Annotated in this window: 24 protein-coding genes; 19 read left to right on the forward strand and 5 right to left on the reverse strand. The window is 72.6% G+C overall.

From position 1 onward, the window contains the following. Positions 1-16: 16 nt before the first annotated feature. The 7 genes from OVN18_RS10460 to OVN18_RS10490 all read left to right on the forward strand — a co-directional run bounded on the left by OVN18_RS10460 (position 17) and on the right by OVN18_RS10490 (position 5,683). A complete protein-coding gene (locus tag OVN18_RS10460; RefSeq protein WP_267736972.1) occupies positions 17-1,231 on the forward strand; it encodes an ABC transporter ATP-binding protein in 1,215 nt (404 codons plus the stop codon). 4 nt (positions 1,232-1,235) lie between these two features. Beyond that, a complete protein-coding gene (locus tag OVN18_RS10465) occupies positions 1,236-2,150 on the forward strand; it encodes an ABC transporter permease (protein ID WP_267780722.1) in 915 nt (304 codons plus the stop codon). Next, complete coding sequence (locus tag OVN18_RS10470; RefSeq protein ID WP_267780723.1) at positions 2,147-2,944, forward strand: ABC transporter permease; 798 nt, start codon at positions 2,147-2,149, stop codon at positions 2,942-2,944. The genes OVN18_RS10465 and OVN18_RS10470 overlap by 4 nt, the downstream gene beginning before the upstream one ends. Positions 2,945-3,038: 94 nt before the next feature. After that, positions 3,039-3,434 carry a TOBE domain-containing protein gene (locus tag OVN18_RS10475; protein ID WP_267780724.1) on the forward strand — a complete coding sequence of 132 codons (396 nt, stop codon included), beginning with the start codon at positions 3,039-3,041 and terminating at the stop codon, positions 3,432-3,434. A 14-nt stretch (positions 3,435-3,448) separates the two neighbouring features. Then, positions 3,449-4,198 (forward strand): molybdate ABC transporter substrate-binding protein, encoded by a 750-nt coding sequence (gene modA, locus OVN18_RS10480; protein ID WP_267780725.1) that lies wholly within the window; start codon positions 3,449-3,451, stop codon positions 4,196-4,198. Then, entirely contained in the window at positions 4,185-4,979 is a 795-nt protein-coding gene (gene modB / locus OVN18_RS10485; protein ID WP_267780727.1) for a molybdate ABC transporter permease subunit, read from the forward strand. The genes modA and modB overlap by 14 nt, the downstream gene beginning before the upstream one ends. Then, positions 4,976-5,683, forward strand: a complete 708-nt coding sequence (locus tag OVN18_RS10490; protein ID WP_267780729.1) for an ABC transporter ATP-binding protein — start codon at positions 4,976-4,978, stop codon at positions 5,681-5,683. Before modB ends, OVN18_RS10490 begins: the two co-directional genes overlap by 4 nt. An 80-nt stretch (positions 5,684-5,763) precedes the next feature. Here the strand turns inward: OVN18_RS10490 and OVN18_RS10495 are convergent, their stop codons facing one another. Continuing rightward, positions 5,764-6,771, reverse strand: a complete 1,008-nt coding sequence (locus tag OVN18_RS10495; RefSeq protein WP_267780730.1) for an asparaginase — start codon at positions 6,769-6,771, stop codon at positions 5,764-5,766. A gap of 53 nt (positions 6,772-6,824) precedes the next feature. On the opposite strand from OVN18_RS10495, the gene OVN18_RS10500 reads away from it, so the two are divergent. The 4 genes from OVN18_RS10500 to OVN18_RS10515 all read left to right on the forward strand — a co-directional run bounded on the left by OVN18_RS10500 (position 6,825) and on the right by OVN18_RS10515 (position 10,062). Beyond that, positions 6,825-7,310 (forward strand): OsmC family protein, encoded by a 486-nt coding sequence (locus OVN18_RS10500; RefSeq protein ID WP_267780731.1) that lies wholly within the window; start codon positions 6,825-6,827, stop codon positions 7,308-7,310. A 110-nt stretch (positions 7,311-7,420) separates the two neighbouring features. After that, entirely contained in the window at positions 7,421-8,434 is a 1,014-nt protein-coding gene (locus tag OVN18_RS10505; protein WP_267736980.1) for an FKBP-type peptidyl-prolyl cis-trans isomerase, read from the forward strand. A gap of 41 nt (positions 8,435-8,475) precedes the next feature. Next, the gene (locus OVN18_RS10510) at positions 8,476-9,561 is read left to right on the forward strand and encodes a 1-deoxy-D-xylulose-5-phosphate reductoisomerase (RefSeq protein WP_267736981.1); all 1,086 of its coding nucleotides are present in this window, start codon (positions 8,476-8,478) and stop codon (positions 9,559-9,561) included. Between the two features lie 90 nt (positions 9,562-9,651). Continuing rightward, positions 9,652-10,062, forward strand: coding sequence for a DUF1428 domain-containing protein (locus tag OVN18_RS10515; RefSeq protein ID WP_267736982.1), 411 nt, complete (start codon positions 9,652-9,654; stop codon positions 10,060-10,062). Between the two features lie 66 nt (positions 10,063-10,128). On the opposite strand, the gene OVN18_RS10520 is transcribed toward OVN18_RS10515, so the two are convergent. Together OVN18_RS10520 and OVN18_RS10525 are read right to left on the reverse strand one after the other, a co-directional pair. Then, on the reverse strand, positions 10,129-10,611 hold the full coding sequence (locus OVN18_RS10520; protein WP_267780732.1) for a hypothetical protein: 483 nt from the start codon (positions 10,609-10,611) through the stop codon (positions 10,129-10,131). Continuing rightward, positions 10,608-11,981 (reverse strand): serine/threonine-protein kinase, encoded by a 1,374-nt coding sequence (locus OVN18_RS10525; protein WP_267780735.1) that lies wholly within the window; start codon positions 11,979-11,981, stop codon positions 10,608-10,610. Before OVN18_RS10525 ends, OVN18_RS10520 begins: the two co-directional genes overlap by 4 nt. Before the next feature lie 100 nt (positions 11,982-12,081). Between OVN18_RS10525 and OVN18_RS10530 the strand changes: the two genes are divergently transcribed. After that, the gene (locus tag OVN18_RS10530; protein WP_267783006.1) at positions 12,082-13,398 is read left to right on the forward strand and encodes a M50 family metallopeptidase; all 1,317 of its coding nucleotides are present in this window, start codon (positions 12,082-12,084) and stop codon (positions 13,396-13,398) included. Between the two features lie 23 nt (positions 13,399-13,421). Here the strand turns inward: OVN18_RS10530 and OVN18_RS10535 are convergent, their stop codons facing one another. Beyond that, the gene (locus OVN18_RS10535) at positions 13,422-14,603 is read right to left on the reverse strand and encodes an acetyl-CoA C-acyltransferase (RefSeq protein WP_267780736.1); all 1,182 of its coding nucleotides are present in this window, start codon (positions 14,601-14,603) and stop codon (positions 13,422-13,424) included. A 198-nt stretch (positions 14,604-14,801) separates the two neighbouring features. Here OVN18_RS10535 and OVN18_RS10540 point away from each other — a divergent pair, with 198 nt between their 5' ends. From OVN18_RS10540 to OVN18_RS10560, 5 genes are all read left to right on the forward strand, one after another. Next, on the forward strand, positions 14,802-15,593 hold the full coding sequence (locus OVN18_RS10540) for a CoA transferase subunit A (RefSeq protein WP_267780737.1): 792 nt from the start codon (positions 14,802-14,804) through the stop codon (positions 15,591-15,593). Continuing rightward, complete coding sequence (locus OVN18_RS10545; RefSeq protein WP_267780738.1) at positions 15,593-16,240, forward strand: CoA transferase subunit B; 648 nt, start codon at positions 15,593-15,595, stop codon at positions 16,238-16,240. The genes OVN18_RS10540 and OVN18_RS10545 overlap by 1 nt, the downstream gene beginning before the upstream one ends. Before the next feature lie 58 nt (positions 16,241-16,298). After that, complete coding sequence (gene ispG / locus OVN18_RS10550) at positions 16,299-17,447, forward strand: flavodoxin-dependent (E)-4-hydroxy-3-methylbut-2-enyl-diphosphate synthase (RefSeq protein ID WP_267736988.1); 1,149 nt, start codon at positions 16,299-16,301, stop codon at positions 17,445-17,447. Positions 17,448-17,788: 341 nt separating this feature from the next. Further along, complete coding sequence (locus OVN18_RS10555) at positions 17,789-19,558, forward strand: proline--tRNA ligase (protein WP_267780740.1); 1,770 nt, start codon at positions 17,789-17,791, stop codon at positions 19,556-19,558. Between the two features lie 131 nt (positions 19,559-19,689). After that, positions 19,690-21,747: a PhoX family protein gene (locus OVN18_RS10560; protein WP_267780741.1), complete on the forward strand. Its 2,058-nt coding sequence runs from the start codon at positions 19,690-19,692 to the stop codon at positions 21,745-21,747. Between the two features lie 33 nt (positions 21,748-21,780). On the opposite strand, the gene OVN18_RS10565 is transcribed toward OVN18_RS10560, so the two are convergent. Further along, positions 21,781-23,292: an alanine/glycine:cation symporter family protein gene (locus OVN18_RS10565; RefSeq protein ID WP_267780742.1), complete on the reverse strand. Its 1,512-nt coding sequence runs from the start codon at positions 23,290-23,292 to the stop codon at positions 21,781-21,783. 142 nt (positions 23,293-23,434) lie between these two features. On the opposite strand from OVN18_RS10565, the gene nusA reads away from it, so the two are divergent. Beyond that, positions 23,435-24,430, forward strand: a complete 996-nt coding sequence (gene nusA, locus OVN18_RS10570) for a transcription termination factor NusA (protein ID WP_267780743.1) — start codon at positions 23,435-23,437, stop codon at positions 24,428-24,430. 55 nt (positions 24,431-24,485) lie between these two features. Then, complete coding sequence (locus OVN18_RS10575; protein ID WP_267736992.1) at positions 24,486-24,773, forward strand: YlxR family protein; 288 nt, start codon at positions 24,486-24,488, stop codon at positions 24,771-24,773. Positions 24,774-24,782: the final 9 nt, after the last annotated feature.

Genomic DNA, 24,782 nt, shown 5'->3' on the forward strand with positions numbered 1-24,782 from the left:
AAGGAGTGTCACCCCGGTGACGAACAGCGACGTTCCCCACGGCGGTTTCGCCGAGGCGGGCGCCGACCTCGAACTGGTCGGCATCACCAAGCGATTCCCCGGCTTCACGGCCATCGAGAAGCTCGACCTGACGATCCCCGCCGGGTCCTTCTTCGCTCTCCTCGGCCCCTCGGGCTGCGGCAAGACCACCACCCTGCGGCTCATCGCCGGGCTCGAGGAGCCGACCGAGGGGCGCATCCTCATCGGGGGCAAGGACGTCACGGCGACCAAGGCCTACCAGCGCCCCGTCAACACGGTCTTCCAGAGCTACGCGCTGTTCCCGCACATGACGATCATCGAGAACGTCTCCTTCGGGTTGAAGAGGCGCAAGGTGGCCGACGCGAACGCTCTCGCGCACGAGGCCCTGCGCCTCGTGGAGCTCGACCACCTCGCCGCGCGCAAGCCCGCGCAGCTCTCGGGCGGGCAGCAGCAGCGCGTCGCCCTGGCCCGCGCCGTGGTCAACCGCCCTGCGCTCCTGCTGCTCGACGAGCCGCTCGGCGCGCTCGATCTCAAGCTGCGCCGCCAGATGCAGATCGAGCTGAAGGACATCCAGAGCACCGTCGGCCTCACCTTCCTCCACGTCACGCACGACCAGGAGGAGGCCATGACCATGGCCGACGTCGTGGCCGTGATGAACAAGGGCGAGATCGAGCAGATGGGCGCCCCGCAGGAGCTCTACGAGCTGCCGCGCACGGCGTTCGTCGCGACCTTCCTCGGGCAGTCGAACCTCTTCATGGGGCGCGTCACCTCCTCGAGCGGCACCTCGATCGTCGTCGACGTGCAGGGCCGCGCCATCGAGGTGCCGCGCGAGCGGGCCCAGCGGCACGCCGGCGAGGTCACCATCGGGGTGCGCCCCGAGAAGGTCGCGCTGCATCGGGATGCCCCGGCCGAGTCGAGCGCCCGCAACGTGGTCGGCCCCGGTCGCATCACCGACGTCTCCTTCAGCGGCGTGAGCACCCAGTACGAGGTGACCGTGCCCGGGCTCGGACCGCTGACGGTCTTCGCGCAGAACACCTCGATCGACACGCTCGCTCACGCGGGCGAGGAGGTCTGGCTGAGCTGGGCGGTCGAGCACGGCTTCGGTCTTGAGGACGACCCGGCGGAGGCCATGCGCTTCGACGACGACACCGACACGAGCATGCTCGCCACGCAGAAGCGCCAGGCGCTCGCGGCGGAGCTGGAAGGGGCGTAGGGCGATGGCCTTCGGCGCCTTCGGCACGACGACCGCCGCGCCGGTGGAGCCCGCGGCCCGTCGCCGCAGCCCCATCGCGCTGTTCCTGCTCCTGCCGGGCATCCTGTACCTGGGGCTCTTCTTCCTGGTGCCGCTCGTCTCCCTCGTGATCACGAGCCTGCAGGAGCCCGACCCGCTGATCTTCGGCACCTTCCAGAACGCGTTCCGCTGGGAGAACTACGTCGCGGTGCTCGAGCAGTACTGGCCGCAGGCGGTGCGCTCCTTCGGCTACGCCGCTCTGGCGACGCTCTTCGCGCTGCTCATCGGGTTCCCGCTGGCCTACTTCATCGGCATCACCCTGCGCCGCTTCCCGCTGCTGCAGGCGCTCGCCCTCGTGCTCGTCATCGCGCCGTTCTTCATCTCTTTCCTGCTGCGCACGCTCGCCTGGAAGCAGCTGTTCTCGGATGAGGGCCCGGTCGTCGGCTTCCTCTCGGCGCTCTCGATCCTGCCGGAGGGCGCGGCGATCACCGGAAGCGCCTTCGCGGTGGTCTTCGGCATCACCTACAACTTCATCCCGTTCATGACGCTGCCCATCTACACCTCGCTCGAGCGGCTCGACCTGCGCTACGTCGAAGCCGGCGGAGACCTGTACGCGAGCCCCGCCTCGACGTTCTTCCGGGTCACGCTGCCGCTCGCCGCCCCCGGCATCATGTCGGGCACGCTGCTCACCTTCATCCCGGCCTCGGGCGACTACATCAACGCCAGTCGCGAGTTCCTCGGCTCGACCGACACGGCGATGATCGGCACGGTGATCGAGGCGAACTTCCTCGTGCTCCAGAACTTCCCGGCGGCCGCGTCGCTCTCGATCATCCTGATGGCCGTCATCCTCGTGCTGGTCAGCTTCTACGTGAAGCGCAGCGGAACGGACGATCTGCTGTGAGGGGTTTCGGCAAGTACGGCATCTGGGTCTACTCCGCCATCGCGCTGACGTTCCTGCTCATCCCGATCGTCTACACGATCGTGTTCTCGTTCAACGACGCCCGCCGCACGAACATCGTCTGGCGCGGCTTCACCCTCGAGAACTGGTTCACGGTGTGCGAGGCGCAGGGCGTCTGCCAGGCCTTCGGCAACAGCATCCTGATCGGCGTCGTCGCGACCGTGCTGGCGACCACCCTCGGCACCATGATCGCCCTCGCGCTCGTGCGCTACCGGTTCCGGTTCCGCTCCGCGACGAGCCTGCTGCTGTTCCTGCCGATGGCGACCCCCGAGGTCGTGCTCGGTGCGGGGCTCGCGGCGCAGTTCCTGCAGGCGGGCGTCGGCAAGGGCATCGGCACGATCATCCTGGCCCACACGATGTTCTGCATCAGCTTCGTCGTCGTGACGGTGCGCGCCCGCGTGGCGAGCCTCGATCCGGCGCTCGAGGAGGCGGGCCGCGACCTCTACGGCTCCCCGTCCCTGGTGTTCTGGCGCATCACGTTCCCGCTGCTGCTGCCCGGCATCATCGCCGCCGCGCTGCTGTCGTTCGCGCTGAGCTTCGACGACTTCATCATCACGAACTTCAACCGCGGCGCCGATGTGACCTTCCCCTCGTACATCTACACCGCGGCGGCGCGCGGCATCCCGCCCGAGGCGAATGTCATCGCGTCGGGCGTGTTCTTCCTCGCCATCGCGCTCGTGCTCATCGCCCAGTTCAGCGCGGCGGCGCGCCGGCGGCGGCTGGCGAAGACCGGCTGACGGCGGTCCCCGCCGATCGCGGGGGAGCGCGCGTCCCGGTGGGGATGCGCGAAAATGCGGTAATTTATTCCGCAGATGCGGCTACTGTCGTGCCATGCCCCCGCATTTCCGTGTCTCCGAAGCGGCCGCCCTCCTCGGGGTCAGCGATGACACCGTACGGAGATGGGCGGAGGCGGGGCGGCTGACGCTCAGCGGCAGCCCCGCCGTCATCCCGGGCGCCGAGCTGGCCGCCCTCGCGCAGCAGCTCGCGGGGGAGTCGCCGCTCGCCGCCGCGTTCCCCACCTCGAGGGCCTCGGCGCGCAACCGCCTGACGGGCATCGTGACGCGGGTCGTCAGGGACGGCGTCATGGCGCAGGTCGAGATGCAGGCCGGTCCGTTCCGCCTCGTCTCGCTCATGAGCAGGGAGGCCGCCGATGAGCTCGGCCTCGAGCCGGGAACGCTCGCGACGGCCAGCGTGAAGGCGACGACCGTCGTCGTCGAGCTGCCATGAGACGCCCGTCGGCCATGATCGCTCTCGCGGGCGCCGGGCTGATCCTGGCGGGCTGCGCGAGCGCCGTCGCCGAGCAGACGCCTCCCGACGGGGCTCCCGCCGGTGCGATCACGGTGTTCGCCGCCGCCTCGCTCGGCGGATCGTTCGCGACGATCGTCGAAGCCTTCCGGCAGGATAATCCGGGCGTCACGGTGACCGTGAGCGTGGGGGGCAGCGCCGGCCTCGCCACCCAGATCGTCGAGGGCGCGCCGGCCGACGTGTTCGCCGCGGCGAACCCGGCCACCATGGCGGCCGTGAGGGATGCGGGGCTCACGAGCGGTGCGCCGGTCGCGTTCGCGACCAACCGGCTGCAGATCGCCGTCGCCCCCGGAAACCCCGGGGCCGTCTCGGCTCTCGACGATCTCGCGGATCCCGAGCGCACGATCGCGCTCTGCGCCGTGGAGGTGCCCTGCGGCGCGGCCGCGGCGGAGCTCTTCGCAGCCGCCGGGATCACCCCCTCGCCCGATACCTACGAGCAGGACGTCAGGGCCGTCCTCACCAAGGTCGAGCTCGGCGAGGTCGACGCGGGGGTGGTGTACGTCACCGACGTGCGGGAGGCGGGCGACGCGGTCGAGGGCATCGAGGTCGACTCCGATCCGGTCGGGTACCCCATCGCGGCCCTCTCGGCATCGAGCAACCCGCGCGCTGCGGAGGCGTTCGTGGATTTCGTGCTCTCCGCCGCGGGCCGGCGCATCCTCGGGGAGGCCGGGTTTGGCGCGCCGTAGATCGTCGCTGGCCCCGGTGCTGTGGGTGCCGGCGAGCCTCGCCCTCGGCCTGCTGCTTCTTCCGCTCGTCGCCCTCATCGTGCGGGCGCCATGGGCGACGCTCCCGTCGCTGCTCGCGCAGCCCGCCGTCGCTCAGGCCCTCGGGCTCTCCCTCGCCACGGCCGCCGCCGCGACGTCCGTCTGCCTCCTCCTCGGCATCCCGCTCGCTCTCGTGCTGGCGCGATCCGCGGCGTGGCCGGCCGTCCCCCGGCGGTTGCTGCGGTCCCTCATCAGCGTTCCGCTCGTGCTGCCCCCGGTCGTCGGCGGGGTCGCGCTGCTCCTCCTCCTCGGTCGCCGCGGTCTGATCGGCGAGTGGCTGCCGTTCAGCATCCCGTTCACCCCTCTCGCGGTCGTGATCGCGCAGGTCTTCGTGTCGATGCCCTTCCTGGTGATCGCCGTCGAGGGCGCCCTGCGCGCCTCCGACCGCCGCATCGAGGTCGCCGCAGCCACCCTGGGGGCGACGCGGCTCACCGTGCTGCGGCGCATCACCCTGCCGCTCGTGGCGCCGGGGATCGCCTCGGGCGCCCTGCTGTGCTTCACCCGCTCGCTCGGGGAGTTCGGGGCGACGATCACCTTCGCCGGCAGCTTCCCCGGCACGACCCAGACCCTCCCGATCTCCACCTACCTGCTGCTGCAGACCGACCCCGATGCCGCGATCGCGCTCTCCCTCGTGCTCATGGTCGTCTCGGTGGCGGTGCTGCTCGGGCTCCGCGATCGATGGGTGCCGGGAGTGCTGTCGTGAGCCTCGAGGTGAGCATCACCGCGCACCGCGCGGAGTTCGCGGTCGCTCTCGACGCGACGGTCGGGGCCGGCGCGACGCTGGCCCTGCTGGGGCCGAACGGCGCGGGCAAGTCGACCATCCTGCAGGCGCTCGCCGGCCTCGTCGACGCCTCGGGCACGATCCGCCTCGGCGGTCGATCGCTGCAGGGCGTGGAGCCCGAGCGCCGCCGGGTCGGGTACGTGTTCCAGGACTACCTGCTGTTCCCCCACCTGACCGTGCTCGAGAACGTCGCCTTCGGGCCGCGGTCGCGCGGGCACGGGCGGCTCGCGTCGCGCGTTACGGCGACGCGGTGGCTCGAGCGGCTCGATATCGCCGATCTGGCGGGGCGCCGCCCGCCGCAGCTCTCGGGCGGGCAGCAGCAGCGCGTCGCCCTCGCCCGCGCCCTCGCCTCCGACCCCGAGCTGCTGCTGCTCGACGAACCGCTCGCCGCGCTCGACGTCGCGATCCGCGACGAGGTGCGTGCGGAGCTCGCCCGTCACATCCGCGAGTGGGGCGGGCCGACGATCGTCGTCACGCATCACTTCGAGGACGCCCGGGTGCTCGCCGATCACGTGATCGTCATCGAGGAGGGGCGCACGACCCAGGCGGGCACGGTCGCGGATCTCGTCCGAGCGCCCTCGACGGCGTACGTGCGGCGCCTCGTCGCGGGCGGCGCCGACGACTGAGCGCACCAGACCGTCGCGGTGCCGACACGGCGGCGACCGCCGCGGCCGGCGGTCGCCGATGACGGGATACCCGCCCCGCCTCAGACGGCGGTGACGCGCAGCCCGCCGACGACGGTCTCCCCGCCGAGCACGGGCTCCCGCCCGGCGGCGACGACCTCGGAGGCTGCCGCCGGGTCGACGAGCCCCTCGGCGACGAGCAGGGCGAGCGCCACCGGCGTCGTCGCGCGCATGGAGCCGTCGAGCACCTTCACGGCCACCGCGTGCCCGCTCGGGGTGCCGATGACGACGAGCCCCTCCGCCCCGATCTTGGCGAGCACGCCGAGGCGCTCGATGGCCTCGGTGTTCGCCCGCCCCGGGCCGTCGATCGCCCACGGCGCGGCCTGCACGGCGGCCATGAGGCGGGCGGCGTGCGCGTCCGCGCCGGCGGCGATGCGCGCGATGGCGCGCGCGAGCCCGACGAGGCTCGTCGCGTGCAGGGGGGCTCCGCAGCCGTCGAGGCCGGAGTGCGCGACCGGCTCCCCGGTCCACTCCTCGATCGTCTCCACGATGCGGCGCTGCAGGGGGTGCTCGGCGTCGAGGTAGTGCTCGGCGTCCGCCCCGAGCGCGTCGCTCGCCCGCAGGAAGGCCGCGTGCTTGCCCGAGCAGTTCATGGTGATGCGGGCGGGCCCGAGTCCGGCCGCCTGACGGGCGGCGCGCTCGCGCGCGCCGAGGGGCCACTGGGCGGGGCACTGCAGGGCCGAGGCGTCGCGACCGTCGGCGGCGAGCATCCCCTCGACGACCGCGAGGTGCGCGGGCGAGCCGCAGTGGCTCGCGGTGCCGAGGACGAGCTCCTCGTCGGTGAAGCGCGCGCCGGTGCCGAGCACGGCGAGCGCCTGCACGGGCTTGAGCGTCGACCGGGGGAACACGAGCGCCCGCGCCTCGCCGACCGCCCGCAGAACGCGGCCGTCGGCATCGACGACGACGGCCGCGCCGATGTGCCGCGACTCAATGAACCCCGAGCGCTCGACGACGGCGAGCTCGACGCTGCCGGCCGCATCGAGCGGTGCGGGGGTGGTGGGGGAGGGAGCGTGCGCGGGAGCGGAGGGCATGATGGATCGAGCGTATCCGTCGGCGCGTCCGTCGTCGGCGGGGGAGGAGCGTCATGGATCCGGAGCACGGCTTCGCCGTCGAGATCACTTGGACGGGGGCCCGGGAGGGCGGCACGACCGGGTACCGCGATTACGGCCGCGACCACGATGTACGGGCCGAGGGCAAGCAGCACGCCATCGCGGGGTCGGCGGCGCGCCCCTTCCGCGGCGAGGCCGATCGCTGGAATCCGGAGGAGATGCTCGTGGCCGCCCTCGCGCAGTGCCACCTGCTGAGCTACCTGCACGTCGCCACCACCGAGGGTCTCGTCGTGGTCGCGTACCGCGATGCCGCGAGCGGCACGCTGCGCACCGAGGGGCTCGGCGGCCGCATGGTCGGGGCGGTCCTGCATCCCGTCGTCACGCTCGCCGCCCATCACGACGAGGGGGATGCGCGCCGGGCGATGGCGGCCCACGCCCGGGCGGGCGAGCTGTGCTTCATCGCGAACTCGGTGAGCTTCCCGGTGCGGCACGAGCCGCGCATCCTCATCGCCGAGGCCTGAACCGGCCGCCGACCGCGCCGTCGACCTCGCCGCCGTCCGCGCATCGCGCCGCGGATGCCCGGCCGTCGTGGAGGGAGCGCATAGCCCGCCCGTGCGAGGATGGGGACTTCGTGCTCGCCGACAGCAAAGGACATCTCGTGCGCCGCACCCCCGCCATCCTCTTCTCCCTCGCGCTCGTCGCGGGCCTCGCGGCCTGCGCTCCCGCCGACTCCGATGCGGAGGTCGACGGCGAGACCGCGGCCGAGGAGTGCGTGCCCACCGCGGCCGGCACCTCGTCCGACGCCGTGACCGTCGAGGGCGAGGCCGGCGCCCTGCCGACCATCACCTTCGAGGGGCCGCTCGAGCCGACCGAGACGGAGCGCACGGTGCTCGTCGAGGGCGACGGCGAGGCCATCGAGGAGGGCGACACCCTCACCATCCACTACACGATCGTCAACGGCGGCACGGGCGAGGAGATCGAGACCACCGGCTTCGGCGACCAGCCCCCGGTGAGCGTGCTCGTCGACACCGACTCGCAGCTGCTCGCGGGGCTGTCGAAGACCATCGGCTGCGTGACCGAGGGCTCGCGCGTCGTCGGCGTCATCCCGCCCGCCGAGGCCTTCGGCGCCGAGGGTCAGCCCCAGTTCGGTCTCGAGGCCGAGCAGTCGCTCGTCGTCGTCGCCGATGTCATCGGCATCGCGCCCGAGCCGCTCGAGCGCGCCGAGGGCGAGCCGCAGGAGGCGCCCGCCGGCCTGCCCGAGGTCGAGCTCGCCGAGGACGGCCAGCCGACCGTCACCATCCCCGACGAGGAGCCGCCGGCCGAGTTCCAGCTCGCGACGCTCATCCAGGGCGAGGGCGAGGAGGTCGCCGAGGGCGCCACCGTCGTCGTGCACTACACCGGCTACAACTGGAACACCGGCGAGGTCTTCGACTCGAGCTGGGAGCGCGGCGAGCCCGCGAGCTTCCCGACCAGCGGCGTCATCCCGGGCTTCCGCGACGCGCTCGTCGGCCAGCAGGTCGGCAGCCAGGTCATCGCCGTCATCCCGCCCGAGCTCGGCTACGGCCCCTCGGGCGGCACGCCCGACGGCTCGATCGGCGCGGAGGACACCATCGTCTTCATCGTCGACATCCTCGCCGTCCAGTAGCGGCGGGGGGATGCCCGGCTCGCGTCGGGCAGGATGAGACCATGCGCGACATCATCATCCTCGGCTCGACCGGCTCCATCGGCGTCCAGGCGCTGGAGGTGGTCGCGGCCAACCCCGAGCGGTTCCGCGTCGTCGGCCTCGCGGCCGGCCGCAACCGCGAGCTCGTCGAGCAGCAGGCGCGCGCGTTCGGCGTCGAGCACGTCGCCCTCGGAGCCGAGCAGGCCGCCGAGCTCGTGCGCGACGTGGCCTGCGACGTCGTGCTCAACGGCATCACCGGCTCGGTCGGGCTCGCGCCGACCCTCGCGGCGCTCGACGCCGGTCGTGTGCTCGCGCTCGCGAACAAGGAGAGCCTGATCGTCGGTGGCGAGCTCGTCACCGCGCGGGCGCGGCCGGGGCAGATCGTGCCCGTCGACAGCGAGCACTCCGCGATCGCGCAGGCGCTCCTCGCGGGCACGCACGCCGACGTCCGCCGGCTGGTGCTGACGGCGAGCGGCGGCCCGTTCCGCGGGCGCGACCGCGCCTCGCTCGCCGCCGTCACCCCGGCGGAGGCGCTCGCGCATCCCACCTGGGACATGGGGCGCGTCATCACGACCAACTCCTCGACCCTCGTCAACAAGGGCCTCGAGGTGATCGAGGCGCACCTGCTGTTCGACGTGCCGTACGACCGCATCGAGGTGACCGTGCACCCGCAGTCGATCGTGCACTCGATGGTCGAGTTCGTCGACGGCTCGACGATCGCCCAGTGCTCGCCGCCCGACATGCGCCTGCCGATCTCGCTCGGCCTCGACTGGCCGCATCGCGTCGCCGGCGTCGGGGCGCCCCTCGACTGGACGACCGCCAGCACGTGGACCTTCGCGCCGCTCGACGAGGAGGCGTTCCCGGCCGTGGCGCTCGCGAAGCGGGTCGGGATGGCCGGCGCGACCTACCCGGCGGCCTACAACGCGGCCAACGAGCAGGCCGTCCACGCCTTCCACGACGGCCGCATCGGCTATCTCGGCATCCTCGACGTGGTGACCGCCGTGGTGGATGCGCACGAGCCCCAGCCGATGACGCTCGATGGAGTGCTCGGGGCCGAGATCGAGGCGCGGGCGGCCGCCGACGCGCTCATCGCGCGGGGCGCCGGCTAGGAGAGCCCCGGCGACCCGTCCCGGGCCGGTGCCCATGCAGCACGATGGGTCATGCTCGCCCGCGGGGCGCCCGATCCGGAGGAGCCGCTCATGACGTTCGCCGACATCACGATGGTGCCCGTGCCGCGCGATCGCCAGGAGGCCTACCGCGCCTTCTCGGCGCGCATGGCCGCGGTGTACCGCGATCACGGCGCGACCCGCATCGTCGAGTACTGGCAGGCGGGCGAGCGCGCTCGCCCGGAGGACTTCCACGCGGAGGGCGCGGTCTACGCCGAGGGCGAGCTGCGCGGCCTCGCCGATGCCGCGGGGGCGCGCGATGCGGAGTCGGTCGTGGTCTCGGTGATCGAATGGCCCTCGCGCACGGCGCGCGATCGCGGGATCGCGGCTGCTGCGCAGGACCGGCGCGTTCTCGACACCCTGGAGGAGGAGCCGCTCTTCGACGGAGGACGCCTCCTCGGCGAGACCTTCGAGGTCGTGCTCCGCGCGCCCGCCGATGACTGAGCGGGCCGCGGGCGAGCGCCCTCGACCGCGGTCGCGCTCGACCGCCGAGGTCGAGCGGCGCGACGGCTAGTCGTCGTCCTCGTCGTCCTTCTTGCCCTTGCCGCCGTTGCCCCGCTCCTCGTCGCGGGCGGCCTCCTCCGCGGCGGCCTGCTCCGCGGCGACGCGCGCGGCCTCGGCAGCGGCGGCCTCCTCGGCGGCGGCCTGCTCGGCGGCCGCGCGTTCGGCGTCCAGCGCGGCGGTGACGTCGGCGCGCACGAGGGCGATAGCAGCGGCGATCGCGTCGGCGCGGGCCTGCGTGATCTCGCCGCGGGCCAGGGCGGTCTGCGCGGCGGTCTCGAGCTCCATGAGCTCGGTCTCCGTCGTCGACCAGTCGCCCCCCGCCGCCGCGGTGCTGACGGCGGCAACCCGCTCCTGCAGCCCGAGGGCGGTCTCGGCGTCGTAGCCCGATCCGGCGCAGCCGGCGAGCACGAGCGATGCGGCGATGACGAGGGCGGCGGCGGCGCGCGAGCGCGCCGCGCGGGGCCGTCGGCTCGGGATGCGGTCGGTCATGGTTCCACGCTCCTCTGCAGCTGCTCGAGATGCTCACCCAGGGTCCCGTCGACGACGGCGTACTCCGGCGGGGTGTCCGCGTCCACGCGCGCCGCCGAGCCGGTCGTCGTTCCGAAGAGCGCGGCCAGGGCGATCCCCACGACGAGCAGGGAGGCGGCGATGCCGCCGATCGCGACGACGGGATGCCGACGGAGCGCCGTCATCGCGCCCGTCTCGGGCCGGTCGGCCGTGCGCGGTGCGGTCGAGTCGCTCTGGGACGGCGTCGTCGCCTCGGGACGGGCGGGCCGGGAGCCCGGAGCGGGGGGAGGGGGCGCCGGGAGGGCCGAGGACAGGGCGACGGTGGCGGCGGTCGGGCTCGATCGATCGGCGTGCTGCGCCGTCTCGGGGTCGGCCCCGGCGGCGCCCATCGCCGCCGTCGGCAGGTCGGCGCCCGTGCTCGGCGCGGCCACGGGCAGGCGGAGCGTCGGGTCGAGCCCCTCATCGCGCGCCGGGGGGAGCGCCGGGATCGCGGCCACGGCGCGCAGGCGCTCGGCGGCCTCGCGTGCGGTGAGACGGGCATCCTGCTCGCGCGCTGTCATGCCGCGGAGGAGCTCGGCCCACGCGGGGTCGAGTCGGGCCGGCAGGAGGGGATCGCGCGCAAGCCGGGCGGCGGCCGACTCGACACCGGAGCCCGGGAAGGCCCGCTCGCCCGTGAGCGCCTCGAGCAGTACGAGTCCGAGGCTGTAGACGTCGCTCGCGGGCCCGACCGCCCCGCCGACGGCCTGCTCGGGGCTGAGGTAGTGGGCGGTGCCGAGCACGGAGCCCGTGGCCGTCATGCGCGTCTCGTCGATGAGTCGAGCGATGCCGAAGTCGGCGAGCTTGGCGCGGGCGCCGGTGTCGGCGCTCTCGCGCTCCGGCACGAGGATGTTGCCCGGCTTGACGTCGCGGTGCACGATGCCGCGATCGTGGCTGTAGGAGAGCGCGTCGGCGACGGCGGCCCCGATCACCGCGACCTCGCTGCTCGACAGCGGTCCGGCATCCATCGCGGTGCGCATGTCGCCGCCCGTGACGAGCTCGAGCACGAGCACGGCGCTGCCGTCGTCGTCGGCCACGGCGTCGAAGAGCGTCACGAGGCCCGGGTGGTTGAGCGAGGCGAGCATGCCGACCTCGCCCTCGTGCCGGCGCATGTCGTCGTCGTCGGTCAGCTCCGGTCGGAAGACCTTGAGCGCCACCCGTCGGGGGATGTTCTGGTCGGCCGCCTCGTACACCGTCGACATGCCCCCGCGGCCGATGAGCCGGTCGATGCGGTAGCGACCGGCGACGAGCGCGCCGATGCGTCCGTCGGTCGTGGCGCCGTCGGTCGTGGCGCCGTCGTTCGATGTCTGGTGCACGGTGGTCGAGCGTACCCGCGCCGGATGAGAGGGCCGAGACGCTCCGCAGGCCGCCCTCAGGCTCCGGCGGTGCGAGCGCGGCTACAGTGTCGCCGTGGAGATCGTGCTGTACATCGTCGGCGTGCTCTCCATCGTCGTCGGCCTCGCCGTGTCGATCGCCCTCCACGAGCTCGGTCACTTCGCCCCCGCCAAGTGGTTCGGGGTGCGCGTCGGGCAGTTCATGATCGGCTTCGGCCCGACGATCGTCTCGCGCCGTCGCGGCGAGACCGAGTACGGGCTCAAGTGGATCCCGCTCGGCGGCTACATCTCGATGTCGGGCATGTACCCGCCGGTGAAGGAGGGCGGGCGCGCGCGCACCGCCTCGACGGGCTTCTTCCAGACCCTGGTGCAGGATGCCCGCACCGCCTCGGCCGACACCATCGTCGAGGGCGAGGAGCAGCGGGCCTTCTACCGCCTCCCGGTGCTCAAGCGCGTCATCATCATGCTCGGCGGCCCGTTCATGAACCTCGTCATCGCGGTCGTGCTCTACGGCGTGCTGCTCATGGGCTTCGGGATCCCGCAGCTGTCGACGACGATCGGCAGCGTCAACGAGTGCGTGCTGCCCGCCTCGAGCGAGCGCCAGGAGTGCGCCCCGGGCGATGCCGCCTCTCCCGGCGCCGAGGCCGGGCTGCTGCCGGGCGACCGCATCGTCGCGATCGACGGTGAGGCCGTCGAGAGCTGGGACGACGTCACCGGCGCCGTGCGACCGTCGGCGGGGGAGCCGCTCTCGGTGGAGATCGAGCGCGAGGGCGCGCCCCTCACCGTGACCGTGACGCCCCTGCTGACGGAGCGCTTCGCGGTCGTCGACGGCGAGGTCGTCGAGGGCCCCGACGGCGAGCCCGTGCTCGAGGAGGTCGGCTTCGTCGGCGTCGGTGCCGCGTTCGAGACCGTCCGGCAGCCGATCACCGAGGTGCTGCCGGCCGTCGGCGACAACATCGTGCGGGTGGTCGAGATCATCATTTCGCTGCCGCAGCGCATGATCGACGTGGCCCAGGCGGCCTTCGGCACCGAGGAGCGCGACCCGAACGGCCCCATCAGCGTCGTCGGCGTCGGGCGCATCGCGGGGGAGATCGCGAGCCTCGACACCATCCCGGTCGTCGACCGCATCGCGAACATCACAGGCGTGCTCGCCTCGCTCAACGTGGCGCTCTTCGTCTTCAACCTCATCCCGCTGCTGCCGCTCGACGGCGGGCACGTCGCCGGCGCGCTCTGGGAGGGGCTGCGTCGCCGCATCGCGAAGCTCTTCGGTCGCCCCGAGCCCGGCCCCATCGATACCGCGCGGCTCGTGCCGATCACGCTCGCCGTGGTGCTCGTGCTCGGCGCGATGAGCGCCCTGCTGATCTACGCCGACATCGTCAACCCGGTCAGCATCTTCTAGCCGCCGCCCCTCCGGCGGCCGTCTCAGGCGGTCTCGAGCAGCAGCGCGTCGCCCTGACCGCCGCCGCCGCAGAGCGCGATCGCCGCCCGGCGCGCCCCGCCGGCGGCGATCACGTGCGCGGCGTGCGCGACGAGGCGCGCGCCCGATGCGCCGATGGGATGCCCGAGGGCGATCGCCCCGCCGTGCGGGTTCACCCGCGCCAGGTCGACCCCGAGGTCGCGCGCCGACTGCAGGGCGACGGCGGCGAAGGCCTCGTTGATCTCGAGGTGGTCGAGCGTCTCGATGCCCCATCCCGCACGATCCGCCGCGCGCCGGATGGCGCGCGCCGGCTGCCCGTGCAGCGAGGTGTCGGGCCCGGCGACGTGCGCCCAGCCGGCGATGCGCGCGAGCACGGGCAGGCCCTGCTCGCGGGCCCACGAGGCCCGGGCGACGATCACCGCGGCGGCGCCGTCGCTCAGCGGCGAGGCGTTCCCGGCGGTGATGGTGCCCTCGGCGGCGAAGGCCGGGCGCAGCGCCGATAGCGTCTCGACGGTGGTGTCGGGGCGGATCCCCTCGTCGGCGTCGACGACGGTGTCGCCCCTGCGCCCGGCGATGGTCACGGGCTCGAGCTCGGCGGCGAGCACGCCATCGCCCGCCGCGGCCGCCGCCCGCCGGTGCGAGTCCGCGGCGATGGCGTCCTGCTCCGCGCGGCCGAGACCCAGCACCGCCACGTCGGCCTCCGTGGCCTCGCCCATGGAGCGGCCGCTGATCGCGTCGGTGAGGCCGTCGTGCGCGGCGTGGTCGAGCGCCGCCACGGTGCCGTAGGCCCAGCCGAGCCGGCTGCCGGGCAGCAGGTGCGGAGCGCGGGTCATCGACTCCTGCCCGCCGGCGACCACGGCGTCCGCGTCGCCCGCGAGGAGCATCCGCGCCGCATCGATGACGGCGCGCGCGCCCGAGAGGCAGACCGAGTTGACGGCGACCGAGGGCACCGTGAGCGGGATGCCCGCCCCCACCGCCGTCTGCCGGGCGGGGTTCTGCCCGGCGCCGGCCTGCAGCACCTGGCCCATGACGACGGCGTCGACCGCCGCGGGGTCGAGCCCGGCCCGTCGGAGCGCCCCGCGCACGGCGAGGGCGCCGAGGTCCACCCCCGTGAGCGGGGAGAGGGCGCCGCGGACGCGTCCGAACGGCGTGCGGGCGGCGGAGACGATCACGATGTCGTCGGTCATGGAGTGCTCCTTCGCGCTCTCGAGGGCGGGCATTGACAGCGTCGCCGGGCCGCCGATACCGTTCGGCTGAACGCGGCGGCAGCCGCCACCGTAGCGCGGAAACCCCGCCCGGGTGGGGGCCGCGCACGCGGGGCACGAGGGCGTGCGGTTCTGTCGGAGACCCCGGCACGGGCGGCGCCCACCCAGGAGAGGTGCGCCATGGCCATCGACAAGACCGTCCCGACCGCGCGGGACGCGGTCGCCGGCATCCCGAGCGGCGCGAGCATCGCCGTCGGCGGCTTCGGACTGTGCGGCATCCCGATGGTGCTCATCCAGGCGCTCCTCGAGCAGGGCGCCGATCGCCTGCGGATCGTGAGCAACAACTGCGGCGTCGACGACTGGGGGCTCGGCGTGCTGCTCGCCGCGCGCCGCATCGCCGTCATGACCTCCTCCTACGTCGGTGAGAACAAGGAGTTCGAGCGGCAGTTCCTCTCCGGCGAGCTCGAGGTCAACCTGACGCCGCAGGGCACGCTCGCCGAGAAGCTGCGCGCCGGCGGCGCCGGCATCCCCGCCTTCTTCACGCAGACCGGGGTCGGCACGCAGGTCGCCGAGGGCGGACTGCCCCGCCGGTACGCCCCCGATGGCAGCATCGCGCTGGCCTCCGCGCCGAAGGAGGTGCGGGCCTTCACCTACCGCGGGCTTGAGGGGGAGTTCGTGCTCGAGGAGGCCATCACGACCGATTACGCCCTCGTGCACGCGGCCCTCGGCGACCGGCACGGCAATCTCGTCTTCGCCCGCTCCGCCCGCAACTTCTCGCCGCTCGCGGCGATGGCGGGGCGCGTGACCATCGCGCAGGTCGAGCGGCTCGTCGAGCCGGGGGAGCTCGATCCGGACGCGGTGCATCTGCCGGGCATCCACGTCGATCACGTCATCGAGGTGGGCGAGCAGGTGGAGAAGCGCATCGAGCGCCGCACCACGCGCGCGGCCGCGACCGGGGCGGGGGCGCGCTGATGGCGCTCACCCGCGAGCAGATGGCGGCGCGCGCCGCGCGCGAGCTCGTCGACGGCTCGTACGTCAACCTCGGCATCGGGCTGCCGACCCTCGTTCCCAATCACGTGCCGCCGGGCATCGAGGTCGTGCTGCAGTCCGAGAACGGCATCCTCGGCGTGGGCCCGTACCCCGGCGAGGGCGCCGTCGACCCCGATCTCATCAACGCGGGCAAGGAGACCGTGACCGTGCTGCCGGGCGCGGCCTTCTTCGACTCCGCGGCGAGCTTCGGGATGATCCGCTCGGGCGCGATCGACGCCGCCATCCTCGGCGCGATGCAGGTCTCGGCCGCCGGCGACCTGGCCAACTGGATGATCCCCGGGCGCATGGTCAAGGGGCCGGGAGGCGCGATGGACCTCGTGCACGGCGCGCGCCGCGTGATCGTGCTGATGGAGCACGTGGCGAAGGAAGGCTCGCCCAAGATCGTGCACGAGTGCTCGCTGCCGCTCACCGGACGGCGCGTCGTCGACCGCATCATCACCGACCTCGCGGTCATCGACGTGACCGACGACGGCCTCGATCTGATCGAGCTCGCCGAGGGCGTGACGGTCGAGGAGGTGCGCGCCGCGACGGAGCCGCCGCTCCGGGTCGCGTTCAGCGCCGTGCCCTAGTCTGACGACGTACCCGTCGGCGGCTCGACCGTCGTGAACCATCGAAAATGGAGTCATCGTGCCTGCAGTCAACCTCGGAATGCCCAAGGCCCGCGAGGTGCTCGCCCCCCGCCGCAAGTCGCGCCAGATCAAGGTCGGCAAGGTCCTCGTCGGCGGCGACGCCCAGGTGAGCGTGCAGTCGATGACGACGACGCCGACGACCGACATCAACGGCACGCTGCAGCAGATCGCCGAGCTCACGGCGAGCGGCTGCGACATCGTGCGCGTCGCGGTGCCGAGCCAGGACGACGCCGACGTGCTGCACATCATCGCCAAGAAGAGCCAGATCCCGGTCATCGCCGACATCCACTTCCAGCCGAAGTACGTCTACCAGGCCATCGACGCCGGTTGCGCGGCCGTCCGCGTGAACCCGGGCAACATCCGCAAGTTCGACGACCAGGTCGGCGAGATCGCGAAGCGCGCGAAGGATGCGGGCGTGAGCCTGCGCATCGGCGTCAACGCGGGCTCGCTCGATCCCCGGCTGCTGCAGAAGTACGGCAAGCCCACCGCCGAGGCGCTCGTGGAGAGCGCCGTCTGGGAGGCGAGCCTGTTCGAGGAGCACGACTTCCACGACTTCAAGATCTCGGTCAAGCACAACGACCCGATCGTCATGGTGAAGGCCTACCGCCAGCTCGCCGAGCGGGGCGACTGGCCGCTGCACCTCGGCGTCACGGAGGCCGGCCCCGCGTTCCAGGGCACGATCAAGAGCGCCACGGCGTTCGGGATCCTGCTGGGCGAGGGCATCGGCGACACCATCCGCGTCTCGCTCTCGGCCCCGCCGGCCGAGGAGGTCAAGGTGGGTCTGAAGATCCTCGAGAGCCTCAATCTGCGCGAGCGCAAGCTCGAGATCGTGTCCTGCCCCTCCTGCGGCCGCGCGCAGGTCGACGTCTACACCCTCGCGGAGGACGTGACGAAGGGCCTCGAGGGCATGACCGTGCCGCTGCGCGTCGCCGTCATGGGCTGCGTCGTGAACGGCCCGGGCGAGGCGCGGGAGGCCGACCTCGGTGTGGCCTCCGGCAACGGCAAGGGTCAGATCTTCGTCAAGGGCGAGGTCATCAAGACCGTGCCCGAGAGCGAGATCGTGGCCACCCTCATCGAGGAGGCCAACCGTCTCGCCGCCGAGATGCCGGCCGGCGAGCTGGGTTCGCCCGAGGTCGTCACGGCCTGAGCGTCGACGCGCGCGACCTGAAGGGCATCCCGTCGTGCGGTCCCCCTCTTGGGGGACTGACCGGCATGCGCACCGCGCCGCTAGCCTGAACCCAGCGGTCGGGTGACGTCACTCGAAGCGGGGCGCCGGGGGGCGGCGCCCGGTCTTGCGCGCACGTCGTGCCGAGTCCACCCGGTCCGCAGGTTTCCCGCGCGCCCGGCGCGCGGGAAGGGCCTGCGAGCGACCCAAGCCCCCCTTGCCGTCGCTCGCAGGCCGACACCCATTCTCCCCCGTTCGGGGGGCACCGCCACCGGTGCGCCACGCCGCGGGTCGAGGTGCCCCGCACGAAGTAGTGTGGGCGGGTGACAACGCGCCTCTCCCAGCTCTTCGTCCGCACGCTCCGCGACGACCCCTCCGACGCCGAGGTGGCCAGCCATCGCCTGCTCGTCCGGGCCGGCTACATCCGCCGGCAGGCGCCGGGCGTGTTCGCCTGGCTGCCGCTCGGGCTCAAGGTGCGCCGGCGCATCGAGCAGATCATCCGCGAGGAGATGGCGGCCGCCGGCGCGCAGGAGGTGCACTTCCCGGCACTGCTGCCGCGCGAGCCCTACGAGCGCACCGGGCGCTGGGTCGAGTACGGCGACGGCCTCTTCCGCCTGCAGGACCGCAAGGGCGCCGACTACCTGCTCGCCCCGACGCACGAGGAGGTCTTCACGCTGCTGGTGAAGGATCTCTACTCGAGCTACAAGGATCTGCCGCTCTCGATCTACCAGATCCAGGACAAGTACCGCGATGAGGCCCGGCCCCGCGCCGGCCTGCTGCGCGGGCGCGAGTTCTCGATGAAGGACGCCTACTCCTTCGACTACACCGACGCCGGTCTCGACCTCTCGTACCAGGCGCAGCGCGACGCCTACGAGCGCATCTTCAGCCGTCTGGGCATGGAGTACGTGATCGTGCACGCCGACGCCGGCGCCATGGGCGGCTCGCGCAGCGAGGAGTTCCTGCACCCCACCGCGGTGGGGGAGGACACCTTCGTGCGCTCGGCCGGCAGCTACGCGGCCAACGTCGAGGCGTACCGCGCGCCGCGCGCCGAGCCCCTCCCCGTCGACGGGCTCGCCGAGCCCCTCGTCTTCGATTCCCCCGGCACGCCCACGATCGCCACGCTCGTCGCGCTGGCGAACGAGGTGCAGCCGCGTGCCGACCGTCCGTGGGAGGCGGCCGACACCCTCAAGAACGTCGTCCTGCGCCTGCGCACCCTCGAGGGCGACGTCGAGCTCGTCGTCGTCGGCCTGCCGGGCGACCGCGAGGTCGACATGAAGCGCGCCGAGGTGGCCTTCGCCCCCGCCGAGGTCTCGGCGGCGGGCGATGAGGACTTCGCGAGGAACCCCGGGCTCGTCAAGGGCTACATCGGCCCGTGGTCGCCCGAGGGCGCCGTGCTCGGTGAGACCTCGGTCACGGGCATCCGGTACCTGGTCGACCCCCGGGTGGGCGACGGCACCGCCTGGATGACCGGCGCGAACCTGCCCGAGAAGCACGTGCTCTCCCTCGTGGCCGGGCGCGACTTCATCGCCGACGGCATCGCCGACATCGCCGAGGTGCGCGAGGGGGATCCGGCGCCCGACGGCAGCGGACCGGTCGAGCTCGCCCGCGGCATGGAGATCGGCCACGTGTTCCAGCTCGGCCGCAAGTACGCCGAGGCGCTCGATCTCAAGGTGCTCGACGAGAACGGCAAGCTCGTCACCGTCACGATGGGCTCGTACGGCATCGGCGTGACGCGCATCCTGGCGGCGATCGCCGAGGGCAATCACGACGAGCGCGGCCTGATCTGGCCCCGCAGCGTCGCGCCCTTCGACGTGCACGTCGTGGCGACCGGCAAGGACCCGGCGGTCTACGGGATCGCCGAGACGCTCGTCTCCGAGCTCGACGGCATCGGGCTCGACACCTTGTACGACGATCGTCCGAAGGTCTCACCCGGCGTGAAGTTCGGCGATGCCGAGCTCATCGGCGTGCCGCTCGTCGTGATCGTCGGGCGCAACGCCGCCGAGGGCGTCGTCGAGTTCTGGGATCGTCGATCGGGGGAGCGCCGCGACATCGCCCTGCACGAGGTGCTCGACGCCGTGCGCGCCGCGGGCTAGACCCCCCGAACGAGGCTGATCGGTTCACCGGCGGGTCATCGGCGCGCCATCCGCCGTTCATGCGGTGGGCACCGACCGGTCTGCCCACGGGTCCACGCTCGAACCCTCACGCGTTCGAGGGGAGCACCACGATGACCATCACGCCCGACCGAGCAACGGCCGTCTCCACGGGGGAGCGGACCATGCTGCCGATCGCCGCGCACGCCCGGGGCAAGCGATCGCCGGTGACCTGCCGGCTGAAGTGCGCCGACGCCTGCGATCGCCCCGAGTGCAACACCTCGGGCAACCCGACGTTCCGCTCGATCGCTGCGGCGGCCTTCAGCCGTCGGTCGCTGTTCGGCGGCGCGGCCGCGGGGGCGCTCACGATCGCGGCCGCCTCGGGCACGAGCGGCTCGGCCGCGGCGAGCCCCGGCCCCGGCGGGCTCCCGTTCGACCCCATCGCGCCCGTCGACGCGACGATCGATGCGGTCGTCGTGCCGAACGGATACCGCTGGCAGCCCCTCATCCGCTGGGGCGACCCGCTCTTCGCCGACGCCCCGATCTTCGACATCGGCGCCCAGAGCGCGGCCGCCCAGGCGCGGCAGTTCGGGTACAACAACGACTACCTCGACATCCTCGTCGACCCCTCCGGGCTCACGGGCGTGCTCGTCGCCAACCACGAGTACGTCAACCCGGCGATCATGTTCCCGCCGAGCGACGACCCCGCCGAGCTCCGCCGGCGCGGCGAGATCTTCCAGGCCGCGCAGGGTCTGAGCGTCGTCGAGGTCGTGCGCGACTCCGTCGGCGCCCCCTGGCGCACCGTCGTGGGCGGCGCCCGCAACCGCCGCATCACGGTGACGACGCCCTTCGCGGTCGAGGGCCCCGCGCGCGGCTCCTCGCTGCTGCGCACCGCCGCCGACCCCGGGGGCCGGGTGGTGCTCGGCACCCTCGGGAACTGCGCGGGGGGCACGACGCCGTGGGGCACCATCCTCTCGGGCGAGGAGAACTTCAACGGGTACTTCGTCGCCTCGGCGTCGAGCCCCGAGCGCGCGCGCTACGGCTTCAGCGAGAGCCCCACCTCCACCGGCTGGGAGACCTGGGACTCCCGCTTCGACGCCCGCGCGGCCGGCTCCGAGAACGAGCCGAACCGCTTCGGCTGGATCGTCGAGATCGACCCGCAGGATCCGACCTCGACCCCCGTCAAGCACACCGCCATGGGGCGCTTCAAGCACGAGGGGGCGAACGTGCGCGTCGACGACGATGGTCGCGTCGTCGCCTACATGGGCGACGACGAGCGCGGCGACTACCTCTACAAGTTCGTCTCGCGGTTCCGCATGGACCGCGGGGTCGGCCAGGCCGCCCGCCGCAACAATCGTCGACTGCTCACCGAGGGCGACCTCTTCGTCGCCCGGTTCTCCGGCGACTCGCCCGCCGCGGAGATCGACGGCTCGGGGCGCCTGCCCTCCGACGGCGCCTTCGACGGCGTCGGGGAGTGGATCCCGCTCACGCGCGGACGCGCGAGCGCCGTCCCCGGCATGACGCTCGACGAGGTGCTCGTGCACACCCGGTTGGCCGCCGATGCCGTCGGGGCGACCAAGATGGATCGCTGCGAGGACGTGGAGCCGCACCCGACGACGGGCCGCGTCTACATCGCCTGCACGAACAACACCCAGCGCGGGACGGCCGTGCCGGTCGACGAGGCCAACCCCCGCCTGGCGAACCGCGACGGGCACGTCATCGAGCTCGAGGAGGAGCAGGGCGCGGGCGGTCGCACGTTCCGGTGGAGCATCCTGCTGCTCTGCGGCGACCCCGCCGGGGCGGCCCTCACCTACTTCGCCGGCTTCCCGGCGGATCGCGTGTCGCCGATCTCCTGCCCCGACAACGTCGCCTTCGACTCCGAGGGCAACCTCTGGATCTCGACCGACGGGGCCCCGAGCACGATCCGCCGGAACGACGGCCTGTTCAAGGTGCCCCTCGAGGGCGCGGAGCGCGGTCGCGTGCAGCAGTTCCTCTCCGTTCCGCGCGACGCGGAGGTCTGCGGACCGGTCATCCGCAACGCGGAGGGCATGGTGCTGGTCGCCGTCCAGCATCCGGGTGAGGACGGCGCATGGGATGCCCCCACCTCCCTCTTCCCCGATTACGGCGTGCCCGGCCCCGGCCAGGCGCCCGCCGCACCGCGCCCCTCCGTCATGCAGGTCTGGCGCGGCTGACCCGCTCGACCCCGCGCGACCGGGCCCCTCGCCTTACCGGCGGGGGGCCTTCTGCGTGCCTGCGTGCACGGCGTCCTTCGCCCGGGTCGTGGGGATCGGGCCCGTGACGCTGAGCTCGTCCTGCCATTGCTCGACGCCGCGCACCTCGGGCAGGCGGTCGCGGGTGAAGACCGGGTCGCGTCCCTCTGCGCGCTGCGCGCGATAGTCGCGCAGCAGCTTCAGAGCGACTCCCGAGAGCAGCGCGATAGCGGTGAGGTTGACAAGCGCCATCAGGCCCATCACCTGGTCGGCCGTCGTCCAGACGAGCGAGGTCGACACGACCGCGCCGATCACCACGGCGGCGATCACGAGAACGCGGTACACCCGGCGAGCAGTCGCGCTGGAGGTGATGAAGGCCAGGTTGGACTCGCCGTAGTAGTAGTTGCCCAGGATCGAGCTGAACGCGAGGAGGAAGATCACGACGGCGAGCAGGATGCCCGCCCCGCTGCCGAGCGTCGTGACGATGGCCTGCTGGGTGAGGTCGACGCCGCGCTCGGCGGCCGAGAGGTCGGGGTTCGTCACGAGGATGATGAACGCCGTGATCGAGCAGATGAGGAAGGTGTCGAAGTAGACGCCGAGGGTCTGCACGAGCCCTTGCTTGACGGGATGGGTCACCGCGGCCGAGGCCCCCGCGTTCGGCGCGGAACCGAGCCCGGCTTCGTTCGAGAACATGCCGCGCTGCACGCCGACGAGGATGATCGTGCCGATCGCGCCGCCCGCGACCGAGGACGGGTCGAAGGCGCTTCCGTAGATCTCGGCGAAGACCCGCGGCACCTCGCCGACGTTGATGCCGACGATCACGAGGCCGATGAGCAGGTAGAGAAGCGCCATCGCGGGGACGATGGCCTGCGTGACGCTCGCGATGCGCCGGATGCCGCCGAAGATGACGAGCGCCGTGAGCACGGCGAGGGTGCCGGCGACGGCCCACGGGATCCATCCCGGGGCCTCGGCGCCGACGGCGCCGGTGACGGTCGCCGTGATGGTGTTGGCCTGCACGCTCGAGAAGACGAAGGGGAAGCAGGTGATGAGGAGGACGGCGAAGAGGATCCCCATCCAGCGCTGCCCGAGACCCCGCTGCATGTAGTACGCCGGGCCGCCGCGGAAGCCCTCGGAATCCTTCGTCTTGTAGAGCTGGCCGAGGGTGGACTCGATGAAGGAGGACGCCCCGCCGATGAAGGCCATCGTCCACATCCAGAAGATCGCGCCCGGGCCGCCCACCGCGAGGGCCGTGGCGACGCCGGCGATGTTGCCCACCCCGACCCGGGAGGCGGCGCTGACGGTGAAGGCCCCGAACGCCGAGATCGACTGCGGGCGGCCGTCGGCGTCGGCGGGGGTGCGGTCGGTCAGCGTGGAGAACATCGCGGGGATCATCCGCAGCTGCACGACCCCGGTGCGCACCGTGAAGTACAGGCCGAGCCCGATCACGACGGGGAGCACCAGCCAGCTCCAGAGGGTGCCGCCTGCAGCGGCGATGACGGATTCGAGGGAGGCGAGGAGGTCGTCCATCCGGTCAGAGTAGTCATCCGGCGGCATGGGTGCGCGGCCTATCACGGGGCAGGGCGCGGAGGTTCTCGGGTACCGTAGGGGGCGACCGACCGCCCTGCGTCAGCGCGGCCGGCGTCGCCAATCGAATAGTGGAGGTACCGACGTGGACATCGATCTTGCCGTTCTGAGGATGATGGAGCGCGAGCGGGAGATCCCGTTCGACGAGCTGGTGGCCATCATCGAGCAGGCCATCCTCACCGCGTACCTCAAGCACACCGATCAGTCCGACGAGCGCGGCACCGACGCCCCGCAGCCCCGCGTCGAGCTCGACCGCAAGACGGGCCACGTCACGGTGTACGCGCCCGAGTTCGACGAGGAGGGTGTGCTGATCGGGGAGGCCCCCGACAGCCCCGACGACTTCGGCCGCATCGCCGCCTTCGCCGCGAAGCAGGTCATCAACCAGCGCCTGCGCGACATCGGCGACGACAAGGTGCTCGGCGAGTTCAAGGGGCGCGAGGGCGACATCATCGCCGGCGTCATCCAGCAGGGGCCGAACCCGCGCATGATCCACATCGACCTCGGGTCGATCGAGGCGATCCTGCCGCCGGAGGAGCAGGTGCCGGGCGAGGACTACGCCCACGGACGGCGCATCCGTGTCTACGTCACGAGCGTGTCGAAGGGCATGAAGGGCCCGTCGATCACCGTGAGCCGCACCCACCCCTCCCTGGTGCGCAAGCTCTTCGCCCTCGAGGTGCCCGAGATCGCGAACGGCACCGTCGAGATCACCTCCCTCGCCCGCGAGGCCGGTCACCGCACCAAGATCGCGGTGCGGTCCACCGTTCCGGGCGTCAACGCCAAGGGAGCCTGCATCGGCGAGCTCGGTCAGCGCGTGCGCGCGGTGACGAACGAGCTCGGCAACGAAAAGATCGACATCGTCGACTTCAGCGATGACCTGGCGACCTTCGTCAAGCAGGCGCTCTCGCCCGCGAAGGTCACCGACGCCTTCGTCATCGACCCCGCCACGAAGGCGGTGCGCGCTCTCGTCCCCGACTACCAGCTCTCGCTCGCGATCGGCAAGGAGGGGCAGAACGCCCGCCTCGCTGCGAAACTCACCGGGGCCCGGATCGATATTCAGCCCGACTCCGTCATGGAGGACTGAGCAGCTCGCACCCGCGACACGCCCATCATGAGCATCCCGACACCGAGGGGGTAGGATGGAACCCGTCAGAACGTGCATCGGCTGCCGTCGGCGTGCGCCACAGGGCTCTCTCACGAGGGTCGTGGCCCGCGGCGAGACGGCCGTGCCGGATTCCTCGCCCCGGTCGCCGGGTCGAGGGGCGTGGGTGCATGCCACCCGCGACTGCATCGAGACCGCGATGTCGCGCCGGGCCTTCGGGCGGGCGCTGCGCGTCGCGGGTCCGCTCGATGCGGCCCCGGTTCTGGCAGTGATCGGATCCGCCGGATCCCCGAGAGAACAGGCTGATCGGCCAATGGACAACTAATGAGCGGCT

The organism is Microcella daejeonensis, from assembly GCF_026625045.1.
In the GTDB taxonomy this organism is placed as follows: Bacteria; Actinomycetota; Actinomycetes; order Actinomycetales; family Microbacteriaceae; genus Microcella; species Microcella daejeonensis.